At 45.1% G+C, this 16275-nt stretch carries 14 protein-coding genes; 7 read left to right on the forward strand and 7 right to left on the reverse strand.

From position 1 onward, the window contains the following. Positions 1–46 precede the first annotated feature (46 nt). The 5 genes from B0182_RS05510 to B0182_RS05530 all read left to right on the forward strand — a co-directional run bounded on the left by B0182_RS05510 (position 47) and on the right by B0182_RS05530 (position 5861). Entirely contained in the window at positions 47–955 is a 909-nt protein-coding gene (locus tag B0182_RS05510; RefSeq protein WP_078273957.1) for a D-alanine--D-alanine ligase, read from the forward strand. A gap of 388 nt (positions 956–1343) precedes the next feature. Then, complete coding sequence (locus tag B0182_RS05515) at positions 1344–2090, forward strand: cell division protein FtsQ/DivIB (RefSeq protein ID WP_244893651.1); 747 nt, start codon at positions 1344–1346, stop codon at positions 2088–2090. 105 nt (positions 2091–2195) lie between these two features. Continuing rightward, positions 2196–3518, forward strand: coding sequence for a cell division protein FtsA (gene ftsA, locus B0182_RS05520; RefSeq protein ID WP_078273959.1), 1323 nt, complete (start codon positions 2196–2198; stop codon positions 3516–3518). A gap of 179 nt (positions 3519–3697) precedes the next feature. Then, positions 3698–4882 carry a cell division protein FtsZ gene (gene ftsZ / locus B0182_RS05525; protein WP_029102327.1) on the forward strand — a complete coding sequence of 395 codons (1185 nt, stop codon included), beginning with the start codon at positions 3698–3700 and terminating at the stop codon, positions 4880–4882. An 85-nt stretch (positions 4883–4967) separates the two neighbouring features. Beyond that, positions 4968–5861, forward strand: coding sequence for a PHP domain-containing protein (locus tag B0182_RS05530; RefSeq protein ID WP_078273960.1), 894 nt, complete (start codon positions 4968–4970; stop codon positions 5859–5861). On the opposite strand, the gene truD is transcribed toward B0182_RS05530, so the two are convergent. From truD to B0182_RS05545, 3 genes are all read right to left on the reverse strand, one after another. Further along, positions 5858–6940, reverse strand: a complete 1083-nt coding sequence (gene truD / locus B0182_RS05535; RefSeq protein ID WP_078273961.1) for a tRNA pseudouridine(13) synthase TruD — start codon at positions 6938–6940, stop codon at positions 5858–5860. The two genes, B0182_RS05530 and truD, sit on opposite strands and share 4 nt — an antisense overlap. A 133-nt stretch (positions 6941–7073) precedes the next feature. Then, the gene (locus B0182_RS05540; RefSeq protein WP_078273962.1) at positions 7074–7841 is read right to left on the reverse strand and encodes a carbonic anhydrase; all 768 of its coding nucleotides are present in this window, start codon (positions 7839–7841) and stop codon (positions 7074–7076) included. A gap of 645 nt (positions 7842–8486) precedes the next feature. Further along, positions 8487–9668, reverse strand: coding sequence for an acyl-CoA desaturase (locus tag B0182_RS05545; protein ID WP_078274027.1), 1182 nt, complete (start codon positions 9666–9668; stop codon positions 8487–8489). Positions 9669–9929: 261 nt separating this feature from the next. Here B0182_RS05545 and B0182_RS05550 point away from each other — a divergent pair, with 261 nt between their 5' ends. Next, positions 9930–10688, forward strand: a complete 759-nt coding sequence (locus tag B0182_RS05550; RefSeq protein WP_078273963.1) for a TetR/AcrR family transcriptional regulator — start codon at positions 9930–9932, stop codon at positions 10686–10688. 9 nt (positions 10689–10697) lie between these two features. On the opposite strand, the gene B0182_RS05555 is transcribed toward B0182_RS05550, so the two are convergent. Together B0182_RS05555 and B0182_RS05560 are read right to left on the reverse strand one after the other, a co-directional pair. Further along, the gene (locus tag B0182_RS05555) at positions 10698–11033 is read right to left on the reverse strand and encodes a type II toxin-antitoxin system HicB family antitoxin (RefSeq protein WP_078273964.1); all 336 of its coding nucleotides are present in this window, start codon (positions 11031–11033) and stop codon (positions 10698–10700) included. After that, entirely contained in the window at positions 11014–11352 is a 339-nt protein-coding gene (locus B0182_RS05560; protein ID WP_112742540.1) for a type II toxin-antitoxin system HicA family toxin, read from the reverse strand. Before B0182_RS05560 ends, B0182_RS05555 begins: the two co-directional genes overlap by 20 nt. Before the next feature lie 120 nt (positions 11353–11472). On the opposite strand from B0182_RS05560, the gene B0182_RS05565 reads away from it, so the two are divergent. Then, positions 11473–12180, forward strand: coding sequence for a ParA family protein (locus tag B0182_RS05565; RefSeq protein WP_078273965.1), 708 nt, complete (start codon positions 11473–11475; stop codon positions 12178–12180). Positions 12181–12269: 89 nt separating this feature from the next. On the opposite strand, the gene B0182_RS05570 is transcribed toward B0182_RS05565, so the two are convergent. Next, positions 12270–13655, reverse strand: coding sequence for an APC family permease (locus B0182_RS05570; protein ID WP_078273966.1), 1386 nt, complete (start codon positions 13653–13655; stop codon positions 12270–12272). Positions 13656–14167: 512 nt separating this feature from the next. Then, positions 14168–16243, reverse strand: a complete 2076-nt coding sequence (gene ligA / locus B0182_RS05575) for an NAD-dependent DNA ligase LigA (RefSeq protein ID WP_078273967.1) — start codon at positions 16241–16243, stop codon at positions 14168–14170. Positions 16244–16275: the final 32 nt, after the last annotated feature.

Raw genomic sequence — 16275 nt, forward strand, 5'->3', positions numbered from 1 at the left:
CCAACAATTAACCTTGTGCAATTTGCACTTATATAGAGAATAAAATATGAACGATGTAACAAAATTTGGCAAAGTCGCTGTGGTTTGCGGTGGGTTTAGTGCCGAGCGTGAAGTGTCTTTAAATAGTGGCAGGGCGGTGCTAAATGCCCTGCTTTTAAAAGGTGTGGACGCTCATCATTTTGACCCACAAGAGACCGACATTTCAAACTTGCGTGAGTATGACCGTGTGTTTAATGTCTTGCATGGCACTTTTGGCGAAGATGGTAGTTTGCAAAGCGTGCTTGACGGCTTTAAGATTCCTTATACAGGTTGTGGCGTGCTAGCATCCGCCATTGCCATGGATAAGTTTCGTTGCCGTTTGGTGTGGCAGTCGCTAGGCTTGCCGAATGTGCCTTATGTGGTGTTGCACGATGACAGCGATTTTGATGCGGTGGAGGCAGACTTTGGCTTACCGTTATTTGTCAAACCCGCCAGTGAGGGTTCTAGTGTGGGTGTGATGATGATAGAAGAGACAGGCGGTTTGGCAAAGGCGTATCCTAAGCTAAAACAGTATCATGGCGAGATTTTGGCAGAAAAAGCGATTACAGGGGGCGAGTACGCCTGTTCGTTACTTGGCGATGATGTCTTGCCGAGTATTCGCATTATCCCTAAGGGCAAGTTTTATGACTATGAAGCCAAATACCTGCGTGATGACACGGTGTATCAATGCCCGTCTGACTTAACTGCCGAACAAGAGCGTGAAATGGGCGAGCTTGCCAAACGTGCTTTTTCTGCCATGGGTGGGCGTGGCTGGTCTCGTGTGGACTTTTTAAAATCTGATGACGGCAAGCTGTATGTCCTAGAAATCAATACCGTGCCGGGTATGACCGACCATAGCCTTGTGCCAATGGCAGCCAAAGAAGCAGGGATTGAATTTGCGGATTTGTGTGTGAAGATTTTAGAACAGACGTTATAAATAATGATGTGTTTGCCATAAAGCCTAATATTGGTTGGATTGCTGGGTAAATTATAATTTGCTTATTGATATATTAAACTAGGGCGAGTCTGATTTGCCCTAGTTTTTAAACTTATCATATATTTTAAGTGATAACAATGATTGTTTTATATTTTGAATGTTGGGATTGGTACGAATTAACCCCAACAATTTTATTGGTAAAATGTAACGCCATGTAAAAACAGTCATTTAGTGATGATTTTTACTTTAAATTAAAATAAGAATAGGGTAAAATATATAAATTTTAGCCTTGTTTAATAAAATATGTACGCAAGCGTTCATTTTTAAGCTTGTTTTAGCGATACATTTGTGATATTTGGCTATCCAATTGGGTGCAACCGTGGCAGAGATGACAGCAGACCATATCAACCATGAGCATGAGGGGCATGATGACAAGCATTTGTCAAAATCATGGCAATCGGCTTTGGTGACGCTTGGGCTGATGTTTGCCATTGGCTTTTTTGCCATGCAAACCATCGGCAAAAGCCCTGCCAAACCCATCCATGTGGAAGCGTCAAATTTGACCACACCAGAGAACCAGTCATTGATGCAGGCAATTGCCCCTTTTGGAGAAACACCTTTTTTTGGGGGTAATTTGCACCAAATCCATGACAGTGTGACAAGCTTGTCGTGGGTGGAGCATGCGACCGTACGCCGTGATTGGTATCAGGGCATTACGGTTGAGGCGGTGCCACGCAAGCCTATTGCCAATTTCGGCAGTCAAGAGATGATTGATGCTAACGGTGTGGTGTTTAGACCTGCCGATAAAGGCGATGTCATGAATCCTGATTTGGTCACATTGCATGGCTCGGCGACACAGGCAGATGCCATCATGCGTCAAATGCAGTATGTCAATCAGCAGTTTGCTCCACTTGGGCTGACGGTGGATGATTTGATATTGACACCGCGCAACACGTGGGTTGTACGTTTTCATAACGGGCTTAGGGTGGTTGTTGATGATGAGAATACCACACAAAAACTTCATCAGTTGGCACAGATTTTAAATGAGCGATTTGCTGAGCGTATCAATGACATGCAGTCGGTTGATTTGCGTTATAAAAACGGTTTTTCTATTGCGTGGCGAAATAAGAAATAAAGGCTATTTTAAAATTTGATTTATTTTATTTTTGATAGATTTTTAAAACAAGTGTTTTGACAATCTTGTTTTTGGGCAGGAGATTTCCCCTAATTTTGGTCAATTATGATACCCGACTCTGACATTCATGCGGTGATTCATCTAAGTTCCACGGCGGTTTATACTGTTGTGGGATATTTTGACGTTCATCATAAAAAAACCCAAATCATGGGGCTTGGACTTGCCAAAACGGACGCGTTTTTTGGTGGTCAAATCGTCAATCGTGAACATCTACTCAGTGCCATTCATAAGTCGTTGCGAGAAGCAATTGACATGGCAGGCGTGCAAGTCTCTTATGTCGGGCTGTCTTTTGCCAGTCCTGCGATGATGGGCGAGAATGGCATTCAAGATAAAATCATCACAGGACAAAATCCCACGGGCGACACCCTTGGACGTAAGATAAGCCATGATGATGTTCGGGATATTTTAAATGATGCCAAGGTAGGACTGGCACAAAAAGGACATAAAGACGTGCAGTTGTGCCAACAGCGTTTTTGGCTTGATGATGACCAAAGTGGCAAAGATGTTGTGGGCATGTTGGCTCATAAACTGACCGTTGGCTATCATCTTATCAGCGTGCCTAGCATGTTTTATGCCCAAATCAAGGATTTGATGGTCTCAAATAACCTAGAAGTTCATCCCATGTTTTTTGATGGGATAACCAGCAGTGAATACGCCCTAAGCAGTGATGAAAAACAGCGTGGTGTGTGCTTTATTGACATCGGTGCAGCACTCACCAAAGTGTGCCTGTACCAAGAAGGCATGCTGCTCTACACTCGCTGTCTGCCTGTGGGTGGGCAACTGGTGGACATGGACATCGCCAGTACGCTTGGACTGACTTTATTAGAAGCTGAATCTTTAAAAAAACATCACGGCTCAGCGAACGCCAGCAAACAAAGCAAAAGTGATTTTATCACGCTTAAAAAACGTCATCATGACAGCGAATTGACGGTTCATTTGTATAAACTTGCCAGTATCATTGAAGCACGTTATCTGGCACTGCTATACGAGATTTTTGATGAATTGACCGCCAAAGGACTGGACCAGTTCATGGACATGGGCGTGGTGTTGGCAGGTGGCGGGGCGGACATGAGGGATTTGCCCAGCTTGATAGAAAGACAGTTTGGTGTCAGCGTACGTCAAATGGACATTAACCCAAAGGTGGCGGTGCATACTGAACTGCTTAGCGATGATGATATCGGGCTTTTAAAAACACATCTGTCCGACCCGAAATTACATAGTATCATCGGGGCACTCATGTATTATCAAAGTGAGCAGTATGCTCGCGATGAGCGTGGGCAGTTTGGCGATTTGGATAGAGTGGGCTTTTTTGGTCGTGTTGGGCAAAAATGCCAATCATGGTTTGATAAATTAAGACAGCTACTGTGATGATATTGCGATTTTAAAGGTTAGGGTAAAAGATAATAAACGTCTATCTTGGCTACATTTGCCCATTAACAGCTTATTTCAAGCCAATCATTCACCCTGCTATTTAATATGGGGTGAATTGGTGTTATAATATCAAAATAGTTTCTATGTCAATATGATAAAAGAATTCGGAGAAATAAATGTCTAAATATGGTCTTGATACAGATGACGGTCAAGTAAACTACGGTAAAGCACGCTTTATCGTTTTTGGTGTGGGGGGCGGTGGCGGTAATGCGGTCGAGCATATGGTGCAAGAAGGTCTTAATGGGGTGACATTTGTCGCTGCCAACACTGACCGTACCGCTCTTGATAATCTGACCGTGCCACACAAGATTCAGCTTGGCTCGGAAGGTTTGGGTGCAGGTGGTAATCCTGAGGAAGGTCGCCGTTATGCCGAAGAAGACGAAGATGAAATTCGCTCGATGTTAGATGGCTATAATATGGTATTTATCACCGCAGGCATGGGTGGTGGTACAGGCACGGGTGCCGCTCCTGTGGTGGCTCGTGTTGCCAAAGAGATGGGTATTTTGACTGTTGCTGTGGTAACCACGCCATTTGACTTTGAAGGCAAAAAACGCATGAAGTCTGCCAAAGATGGCGTTAGCCAACTAACAGAGCTTGTGGATGCCATCATTACCATTCCTAACCAAAAATTGTTGAAGATTTATAAGCAAATCTCTTTTACAGATGCTCTTAAAAAAGCCGATGACGTACTTTTGCATGCGGTGAGTGGCTTGGTGCAAATCGTGGATACGGCGGATAACGTGGTGATTAACACCGATTTTAGAGACGTGCGTACTGCCATGACTGCCAAAGGCTATGCGATGATGGGTATCGGTCGTGCCAGTGGCGATGACCGTGCCAGACAAGCTGCCGAGAAAGCCATTCGCTCACCACTGCTTGATGACATTCGCCTTGAAAATGCCAAGGGGCTGTTGGTGAACATTACCGCAGCTGAGCTGATGATGAGTGAGCCTGAGGAGATTGCCGAAGCGTTGTCATCGATTGCTGACCTAGAAGAAGGTAATATCTTCTATGGCTATGTCCAAGATGAGAGCATGGGCGATGAGATTCATGTTACAGTTATCGCTACGGGTTTGACCTTGGATGACCGTCCAAAAGTCGCTGTACAACAAGCTCCGATTCAGAACCTACAAACTGCCCCCGCAGGTCATGTCAGTGCCTTGGAGAGTAGGCAGCAAGCACAACAGGCTCAACCACAGGCACAGTCAGTGCAAGCACAGGCTCAGCCACAGACCGCTCCACAGGTCAAGACACGCATTGATGTGAATAGTTACCTAAAATCACAACAGCATAATAAGTGATATGTTCTTTGTGTAAACCCTACCATCGGTGGGGTTTTGTTTTATTTGACGGTAAAAATAAACAGTAAAATGAGATAAATAATCTATGATAAAAGTGGACTTGCACAGTCACAGCACCCGCTCTGATGGCACATTCGCCCCTGCCCATGTAGTCAAGTTGGCTCATGAGATGGGCATTGAAGTTTTTGCCTTGACCGACCATGACACCACCGCTGGCATTGATGAAGCACGGCAAATGGCAAATGAGCTAGGCATGCGTTTGATTGATGGGGCGGAGATTAGTTGTCATCATCAGATGAATGGTGGCTATGGCAAAAATAAATCCACAACCAAGACTATTCATGTGGTCGCCCTTAATTTTAAGGATAAAGAGCGATTAAATCAAAAACTTAACCATTTACAAAACTCTCGGGAAACTCGTGGTCATGCCATTGTGGTAAAGATGGCGAAAATATTGGCAGACATGGCGGATTTTGCTCATATTGATGATCAGGTATTATGGCAAGCGGTATTGGGTAAGGCAAACGGCAATGCCAAAGCCGTGGGACGGGCTCATATTGGACAAGTATTATTTGAACTGGGTGTGGTGCGGACGGTGCAAGATGCTTTTGATAAATATCTGGCGGATAATAAGCCAGCTTATGTTGCCATTGATAGCTTAACCATGGGTCAGACCATAGAGCTTATCCATGAATGTGGTGGGATTTCGGTACTGGCTCACCCCACTCGCTATGATTTGTCCGCCACTCGTGTGCGTAAGCTCATCGCTGACTTTGCCATGCTAGGTGGTCAGGCGGTTGAGTTGCCCAGCCCTAGCGAGCCCATGTCTACCCGAGCGATGATAGACAGATGTGTAGCAGAGCATGGATTCATGGTGTCGGTGGGGTCGGATTTTCATGGGGCAAACATGCCATGGCGAAAACTTGGACAAGTCGCCACACCTAAGGCGGAGCAGGTGGGAGTGTGGGAGCGGTTTTAACGGTTCTCGACCAAATTCTCACACAAAGCAAACAGCACACTGGTGGCAAAACTGCCAGTGGGCAACTCAAAGTCTAGCGTTAGACTGTCATCATGCCATTGCCAGTCAAGCTCACAAACCCTTAGACGTAAGGGGCGTTGAGCCAGTTTGACCCCGACTTTTAAGAGTCCATTTTTGATAAGCTCAAATTCATCTTGTGCCAATACCGCCTGATAAATGCGTAGGCTCTCATCGGTATTTTTTGGCTCGCCCACCCCAAACAGTGGGGCGGTGGGATGAATGTCCTGCTCTGATACTCGTCGAATTATCTCATCGTCAATGTCGGCACAAAAAATAGAACCCGCCCCGTCTAGGTTGAACACATCTCCTGTCACTGCCTTATTCCAACACCCAAGCCGTACTCGCTCACTAAGCAAGGCATTAAACAGCATGCTTCTGGCGGATGACACATATAGGCTGTGCTTATCCATGTCTTTTTTAAAGGGCTTATAAGGCTTGGCAGATGAGAGTATTTTTTCAAAAAAGGCTTTGGCTTGATTGATGTTATCGCCATCACACCCAAAGCGTTGCTCGCCAAAATAGTTTGGCACGCCTGCCTGCTTGATATGAGTAAGCTGTGCATTGATGGCGGATATCTCACCTGCCACTTGTCTTAGCGTAATGGTAAAGGCATTGGCTTTGTGCGTGCCACGGTGGAGTTTTTTGTCGTGCCAGTGATGAGCGATGAGCGTTAGGCTTTCACCCTCTTTTAAATGGTTTTTGACACACTCATCAAACTCTAATGCAGGCATACCACGCTTGGGCAATCTTAGGCTAAACCATTGATACGTCTGGGCATGGCGGTCTTTTAGTCCCGAGTAGCCGACATCACGCATGGCAATGCCCGCCCAGTCCGCCAAAAGTTTGGCAACAAAGGCGGTGTTCATACCGACTTTGCAGACATGCACCCACAAATGCTCGCCTTGCCCACTAAAATCAACAGTCATCAGCTCTTTGACGATAAAATCAGTAGGATAAGTCTTAAAATCAGCCGAGATGATGGCAGGAGCAAAAGGGCGATGTAGGGCGTGATGAGTCATGACAATTCTCTTAAAATTTAGGGCGTGACTGCTTATAAATTGAAAAACGCTCAAGCACAGACTCGAGCGTTTGTATTTTAGCATGACTGTCAAGTGTTGCCAATTATTCTACCACATAGACAGTACGGTCACCTTATGGCTGTACAGGGCGATTGTTGCCGTTGTAGAGCTTGCCAAGGTTATTTAGCTGTTCGCTGTCGGCACTGATTGGCTTGGCTTTTAGTAGCCATTGCACTTGCTCTGAGCATGGTGGGGTAGTAAGTGAGCCGTTATAGGCATAAGTTTTGCTGTCTTTGAGCATGATGGTGGAGACATCAAAGGTGGAGAGTATGCCTTTATATTTGCTGTCTTTGGATAGGTCGGTTAGGATTCTGCCAAGATTGATATTGGTTGCCCCCTTTTCTACCAAGACGCCAACCACCGCCAAACCGCCATTGGCATTTTGATGAACAAAGTGAATCTCCAACGGATAAAACGCATTCATCACGGTGTGTTCACTAGGTACATGGTAGTGAAATTGTAGCAATTTATAGTCCACGCCATTGACATTTAGGGCGTTTTTGTCATCTTTGACATTAAAGACGATGGTGTGACCGTTGTTTTTAACTTCAAAATCGCTGGCGGTGTAGCTCGGGGTTAGGGTAAAGTTGCCTTGTGAGTCAGGGCGTGGCTTGACTACGGTGTCGATGTTAATGGGTGACTGCTCTACGACTGTGCCACACAGTTTGTTCACTTCTAGGTCGCCCCATTTTTCTAGATGGGCATAGTCCCAGCCGTGGTCATGGTCGTGATGATGGTCATGGCTATAAGCATGAGCGTGTTCAGGCTTGACGCTTTGGGTGGTGGTACAAGCAGATAAGGCTAGGGCAAGTACGCTGATGGCAAGAGTAGGCTTTAACATAAGAGATTATTTTGAGCAAAATTAAAACAACTGTCTTTGGTTAAAAACTCTTACATTATATCCTAAATTTTACCTATGCGTTACCCATTTATCCCATAAAAAAACATCTCGCAACTTAATAGCAATAAATAGAAGTAAAAATGTTATTATATATCAATTCATTATTCATTAATGATACATATCTCAACCTCCATTCCACTTATTTCAGTACCTTATTTTCAACTTGACATAAATGACTGATTTGTCAAGGGTAAATGTAATTCACCCCTACAATTCAAAAAATAATTATTAAATAATCAATAAGTTACTAGGGCATGTTGAACATTGATAACATTTTATAAAACAAGATGAGAATTTGACAATATCAATCAATTTTTGCATGAAAAATGGCTATCCGACCACTTAATCATGTAGATTTTTAAGATTTTTAAAACTTAATCTCTTAAAATTAAGCGGTCGGATTGTTTTTCATAATAAAAACTTGTCTGATAGAAAACTCACAGCCTTTGTTTTTTCCTTGAAAAACGTGCGATTTTTCTTATTTTTCATTGCAAATACCAATGTTTAACACGCCCTATTTTAATTTGAGATTGGAGTAAAGAGAGTAAATCTAAATCTACCCTCTTAATGGATTAATCTGCCCAATCAACCCTTAACGGCTTTACCTTTTAATTGCATAAAGGCTTGTTCTACACGTTCGCTGTGGTCACGGATTTTTTGTTCCACTTGGGCGAACTGTTCTTTTAGGTATTCATCAGCTTCATGCAAGCGGTTGGCAAATTCGGTGCGTTTTAGCTCCATGGATTTGGCTTTTAGGGCGTGCCATCCTTCCACGGTATTGGTAAAGGCGTCGTATTCGGCACTGATTTTGTCTTTAAACAGCATGAGTTTATCATCTAAGGACAAATCCCCACCTGCAATGCGAGCTTCGGCACGTTTAAACTGCATGGTGACTTCGGCGTGCTTGATGGTTAGGTCATCGACCGTTTTTAGCTCTTTGGCAAGACCGATTTTGGATAAGCCTGCGATGAGCCATTTGGTTGGGTCGTATTGCCACCATTTGACCCCGTTACGATAGTCGTATTGGAAATAATGATGGTAGTTGTGATAACCTTCGCCCCAAGTAAAAATCGCCAAAATCGGGTTGTCACGGGCGGTGTTTTCATCAGTATAAGGGCGTGTGCCGAACATGTGGCACAGCGAGTTGATAAAAAAGGTAAAATGATGGGTCAGCACCATACGCAGTAGCCCCACGATGATAAATGCCCCGAGCATGTCGCGAATGATAAGCCCGACAGCACTTAGGATGATGACATTGGTCAGTAGCACCCACAGTCCATAATGTTCATGTTGGTGTACCAGCACCTTGTCTTTTTTTAGGTCGGGGATGTTTTTGTAGTCGTATTGACCGCTGGGGTATTTTTTTAACATCCACTGCATGTGGCTAAACCAAAAACCACGACGTGCCGAGTAGGGGTCATCATATTCATCATCGACATGGCGGTGATGGACACGATGTCCTGAACACCAGTCAAAGGCAGAGCTTTGTACCGCTAAGGTCGCCCCGATAAGCAAAAAATATTTGACAGCGGGGTGGGCTTCATAGGACTTATGGGCAAATAAGCGGTGATAGCCTGCGGTGATAGACAGCCCCGTCCACGCCATAAACAGCGAAAAGGCAATCCACAGGGCAGGGCTGGTGTCGTGCGTCCACAGATACCACGGCACCAAAATCAAGGCGAGCAAGGGCGTGCTGATAAGAAAAACAGCAGGCACCCAGTTAATGGGGGGATTTTCAAAATCTTGGGGATTGTGTTTGGCAGTCATGGTGTTTTCCTGTGTTGCCTGTTTTGGCGTGCTATTATACATGAATTTGCTAAAGATGTGAACGCCCATACACAAAAAAATTTATTAAAAATGAACATTTGTTAAGCAATAAAAAGTGATTGTTTTTTAATAATTTTTTATCAAAATTTTGGGAATGAATGGTGTGTGGTAGGGTGGTTGTTTTTAACATATTTCACAATGTTTAAAATTTTGTTATAATTGAGAGAATTTTACATTTTTGCCCACTCAGGGAATTAAGACATGAGCAGTCGTAAAGAACAGTTTGAGCACCGAGAACGGCAGATTTTGGCGACTGCTGAACAGTTGTTATTAGAATCAGGCGATTATGATTTGACTTTGGACAGTTTGGCACGCCATTTGGATTTGGCAAAGGGGACGTTGTACAAGCATTTTGTGAGTAAGGATGAGTTACTGCTAAGACTACTCATAGAGTACGAAAAACGCTTGTATGAGATGAACGCCATCGATGACGGGGTGGGGGCGGGCGTGGCTCGCATGGTGCTACAACTGCTTTTGCGTCCACAGCGAGCGATGATGTTTCACCACCTAGAAGATAAGCTGTCATCGACAGCGTCGGGGCTAAACCGTCTGTTCGGTGAGCTGTATAAGATTCGCCGTGAACGCATGAAGCGTATTTATGAGATTGCCGAGCGGTATCTGTCTGAGCAGAACAGCACCATGGCGACCCGAGATTTTTTGGCAAGCATTTGGGCGTTGGGACAAGGCGGGGCAGGGCTGTTAAATTCTAGCTTTTATCAGCGTTATCTGGGTGACAGAGACACCTTAAAGTATGCCTTTGTCGTGCAAATGCTGGACTTACCAAAACTCTACACCCAGGACATTGTCCAACATGCTGTTAAAGACCCCAATCAAGACACTGCGGTCAAGCCAATATCGTCACAGACAAACGATGAGACGGACATTGCCCCCACCAGCGATGAGCAAGCCCCTGCTATCACGCCCAAGCTGATTAAGCCATTAACACCGCCTTTGGTGTGATTTTAATAATCAGGCAAAGCCAACTTCACGGCTGAGTGTTTCATTAATCCACTGGTTTAGGCTAATACCCTTGGCGGTAGCAGTTTCTGCGATTTTTTGATGTAACTCTTTGGGTAGGCGTGTGACAAATTTGCCACTGTACGACTGATAAGGGCTAATGCCCTGTTCTTGACATACATCTAAAAAGGCTTGCAGGGATAAAGCCCCTTGTTCATTGAGACCATCTACGCTGTCAGCATAAAAATCTGCCCCGCCATTTAATCCGATAAACTCCCCACGAAACAGTCCTAACTCACTGTCAAAAGTGATTAAGGCTTTATGATTGTTAATTGTCATGGTGTTCATGAGTCTGCTCCTGTTCGTCGGTTTGTTTGTCTGCGTATTCGTCTGTTTGGCTGTCGTCATCTAATGGTGTGATACCCATGCCATCAAGCCATTTTCTAATGCTCATAACCGCACTTTTGTCAGTATTTGGGCTTGGGTGTGGGCGATGAAAAACCATGACTTGCCCGTTTAGCGCCACAGCCATGCGTGAACCTGCTCGCTCAGAGATGTCCGCCCCTAATGCTACAAATAAGGCCTCAATGTCCTTAAATTTGATGTTGGCGGATATGGGATTTTTAAAAATGGCTTGTAGGGTCTTTTGGTGTTTCTTTTGAACGATATCATCTCATAGTATCATTTTATTATAAACCTAAGTAAAAAATAATGCAATTGCATTTACCCCTGATTTTCGGTACAATCATTCATCACCAATGACCACACGACAATTAAGGATTAATGCATGCTCACCATTCTCACCGCCAACCAAAAAGGAGGCTGTGGCAAGACATCAATCAGTCTGACCCTAGCTGTCGCCTTGGCTCATGAAGGCTATAAAGTCGCCATTGCAGACGCCGACCTCCAAAAGTCCGCCTTGCGTTTTTTAAAATACCGCCCCGATGACGTCACGCCCATCATGGGCATTGACTGGCGAGACAGCGACGACATTGGTGATTTGACTAAAAAGATAGACAAAGCCAAGCCCGATGTTCTCATCATCGACGCTCCAGGGGCGGTGGCAGGCAAGCGTGCCGAACGGCTTATTGGCGAGTGTGATTTGATGTTTGTGCCGGTGTTGCCGTCCTTTTTTGACATAGACAGCACCAAGCGATTTTTAAAGAACATCGCCGACATCAAGCGAGTCAGAAAAGGCAAAGTGGACGTTCATCTCATCGCCAACCGCATACGTCCACAACTCATGGATGGGGGCGTGCCAAGCGACAAACTGTTGGCGATATTTGATGAGATAGGGCAACGCCCTTTGGCTTATATCAGTGAAAAAAGTGCCTACGCTCAGCTTGCCGATAACGCACTGACCATCTTTGACAAGACACAAAAGCCCTACCAAAACGCCAAAGGGCAATGGCAACCGATATTGGCACTCATCAAAAATAAGCTGTCAGTCAGCGGCAAATGTTCGAGCATGAGTACGGACGGCAGTTGGTTTTAGGCTTATTTGCCCTTTTTAATATTGGCAATTTAAATTTAACAGTCCACAAAAAATCCCGCCATAAGACGGGATTTTTATAAAGCAGATGATTATACATCTTCTTCTTTGAATTGTGGTACAGGTTTTTTGAAGCCACCGGTCTTGATGCCAAGCCAGATAAAGCCCAAGAATGCCCAGAACAGACCCACACCAAAGGTTGTGCTGTCCACTTCTAGCCACATCAAAAAAATACTGATAAAGCCAATCACAGGCACCACGACATAGCTGATGATTTGCTTAGGCGTTTTAACCATCTTATCACGCACCGCATAGCGGAAAATGACCGATAGGTTTACAAAGCTAAATGCCGTCAATGCACCAAAGCTGATTAGGTTTACCACCGTCTCCAAGCTAATAAAGCCTGCGGTCAAAGCCACACCACCTGCAATCAGAATGTTATTGACAGGGGTTAAGAATTTGGGGCTTAGCTGACCAAAGATTTTGTTGCTAATCACACCATCACGACCCATCACATACATGAGGCGAGACACGCCAGCGTGAGCCGAGATGCCAGACGCCATCACCGTTACAATGGCAAAGCCTAACACAATCGCTTGGAACGCTGAACCACCCACCAATAGTAGGATTTCGGCTTGAGTTTCGTCTACCGCTTCAAAATACAGCTCAGGGTTACTTGGCAAATAAGTCTGCATAAAGTAAGCACTAACAATAAACACCGCACCTGCAATTAGGGTGGTTAAAATCATCGCTTTTGGCAGGGTGTTTTTGACGTCTTTGGTCTCTTCGGCAAGGCTAGAAATCGAGTCAAAGCCTGTGAACGAGAAACACAAAATGGTCGCACCTGTAATTAACGCCCCCACCGAAGTCATCTCACTCCAAAACGGCTGTAAGCTCCACAGCTCATAGATGTCTTCTGGATTGGTGTTGGCGGCGTACTCTGCCATCTGCAATTTGCTATAAATCAGGTAGGTAAAGACGGCAATCACAAGCAGCTGCACTGCCACAATCCAACTGTTAAAGTAGGCAACGGTTTTTGAGCCAAAGATATTGACCACTGTCATCAGCCCCGTCAGACCAAGTACCCACACCCAGTGGTTCACTGCAGGGAATAGAGCTTCAAGATACAGCACGGCAAGGATAATGTTTACCATGGGCGAGAGCAGATAATCAAGCCAGCTTGACCAACCGACCATAAAACCCATAGACGGGTTAATCGCTTTTTGGGTATAAGTATAGGCAGAGCCTGATGATGGATAGGCACGAATCATATGCCCATAACTGATAGATGTTAGCAAAATGGCAAACAGTGCAAAAAGATAAGACATCGGCACGTGTCCACCACTATCACGGGAGACCATACCAAAAGTATCAAGCAAAGTCATCGGCTGAATATAAGCCAAACCAATGATGATGACGTGCCATAGACCAAGATTTCGCCGCAATTTTGCAGCTTGGGTAGTAACAGGTGTACTCAACGTAGAGTCCTCCAAAAAGCGTGCGTAAACGCAAAACTTCAGAAAAGGCGTTGGGGGTGCTAATACTGTTATCAAACGTACTTTTGGCAGATAAAATCTGTTAGCGGGCGTGTTTGAGATTTGATTAAGCTATCAACTCCGAGTTAAAAAATGATTGACCGAAATGGCAATCTCTTTGCAAATTTTTACAGACGTAAAAAACGGCTAATTTTACCCCAAAAATTGACCCATGCCAATGCGTTTTTAAAAATTTCATTTATATCTAACAAGATTTTTGTAACATTGATGGGTTTTTAATCAAAAAAATCCACATAAAAAGTAAGTCTTTATTTCTAAAATATGTCTAAGTTGTAAATAGTGTTATCAAGCACGCCCTAGGTAAGCGGTTTTGACATGATAAATTTGTCATGATTTGACAGAATATCGTAGGGGCAAATTGCAATTTGCCCTATCTGATTTTAAAACAACAATTTACCAAACGTTTTCAACTTTTATCAATACATAACCAATCCTCACACCCGCCCATGCTCGGCGAGCAGTGCCATAAACTCATCTTCGCCCACCACACGCACGCCAAGCTCATTTGCCTTATCTAGTTTAGAGCCTGCCCTCTCGCCTGCCAGTAGCACGCTCGTTTTGGCGGATACTGACCCTGAGACTTTCGCCCCTAACGCCTGTAAGTGGGCTTTGGCTTCGTCTCGCCCCATTGCTCCAAGCGTGCCTGTTACCACCCACGTTTGCCCGTCTAGTGGAGCGTTGCCTGTATCCTTGATGACCGCTTGCCAATGCACGCCCAACGCCACCAAATCACGAACCACCGCCATATTATGCTCGGCACGAAAAAACTCATGGATATTTTTGGCGGTAATCTCGCCAATGTCCACCACCTTTAATAGCTCGTCCACGCCTGCCGATTGTAATTTATCAAGCTCGCCAAAATGCTCAGCTAAGTTTAGTGCCGTACTCTCGCCCACCCCACGAATGCCTAAGGCAAAAATAAAACGTGGCAGGGTTGTAGCTTTTGATTTGTCAATGGCGGATAACATATTGGCAACCGACTTTTCGCCCAAGCCTTCTAGGTTTTGTAAAACTTCCACTTTATCCGTCAAACGATAAATGTCCGCCACGGTCTTAATTAGTCCCATATCAAAAAACTTAATGAGCCACTGCGAACCCAAACCGTCAATGTCCATGGCTTTTCGTGAAACAAAATGTATCAGAGCTTCTTGGGCTTGGGCGGTGCAAACAAGTCCGCCCGTACAACGTGCCAAAGCTTCGCCGTCTGGTAGCACCACGGGCGAATCACAGACAGGGCAAGCGGTCGGCAAATGTATCGCACGCACGTTGTCATCACGCAAATCAATCATCACGCCTGAGACTTTGGGAATCACGTCCCCTGCCCTGTGAATACTCACAATGTCGCCTATCATGACCCCAAGCCGTCCAATCTCGCCGAAGTTGTGCAAGGTAACGTTGCTCACGGTAACACCCCCGACATTGACAGGGTCAAGTTTGCCCACAGGGGTAAGCTGTCCTGTCCGCCCCACTTGCCATTCTATGTCCAAAAGGCGTGTCGTGGCGGTCGTGGCAGGGAATTTGTAAGCGGTCGCCCAACGTGGCTCGCGACTTAAAAAACCCAAATCATCTTGTAGGGCAAGCAAGTTTACCTTAACCACCATGCCGTCAATCTCAAAGGGCAACTCATCTCGCCCTGCTATGGTCGCCTGATAAAAGTCATCAATATCTTGTAAATTTGCCACGACTTTAAAGGGCGATACATCAAACCCCTGCGACTGCAAAAAGCTCATCGCCCCGCTTTGGGTCGTGATGTCATCGGGCAAGCCTTGATTGACCGAATAACCATAAAACGCCAATGGACGGGCTTTGGCAATGGCAGGATTTAGCTGACGCAATGACCCTGCGGACGCATTTCTGGGGTTGGCAAATGTTTTCTCGCCACGCTTTTGGCTTTCATTGTTTAATTTTAAAAATCCTGCTTTTGGCATTAACACTTCGCCACGCACTTCTAAGAGCTTAATGTCCCTGCAATCATCAAGCACCAGTGGCAGGTTACGAATGGTGCAGACGTTGTGCGTGATGTCTTCGCCCACCCGTCCGTCCCCACGAGTTACGGCTTGGCTAAATACGCCACCCACATATTTTAAAGACACCGCCAAACCGTCCAGTTTAAGCTCCATTTCAAATTCGGGATTTTGGTTTTTGCCGTCCAAACGGTCATTGACACGGCGGACAAAATTTGCCATGTCATCGGCATTAAACACGTTACCAAGCGACAACATGGGCAAATCGTGTGTGATTTGGGTGAAAAACGGCAAGGGCGTATCGCCCACGTTATCGGTCGGGCTGTCGGATTGTTTTAGCGTGGGAAAATCATTTTCTAGCTCAATCAACTTGGCACGCAAACTGTCATATTCGCCGTCTGTAATGGTTGGGTTGTCTAGCACATAATAGGCGTGGTTATGGCGTTTTAGGGCGGTGATAAGCTGTCGCATTTGAGTGATAATCGCTTTATCGTCATTGGCAGGCGTATCGGCAGATAAGTCGGCAGAAGTAAATAAATCAGTCATGGTGTTTTAGGATTTTAATTGAATAATTTAAA

Origin of the sequence: Moraxella bovis, from assembly GCF_002014975.1 — a bacterium.
Lineage (GTDB): Bacteria > Pseudomonadota > Gammaproteobacteria > Pseudomonadales > Moraxellaceae > Moraxella > Moraxella bovis.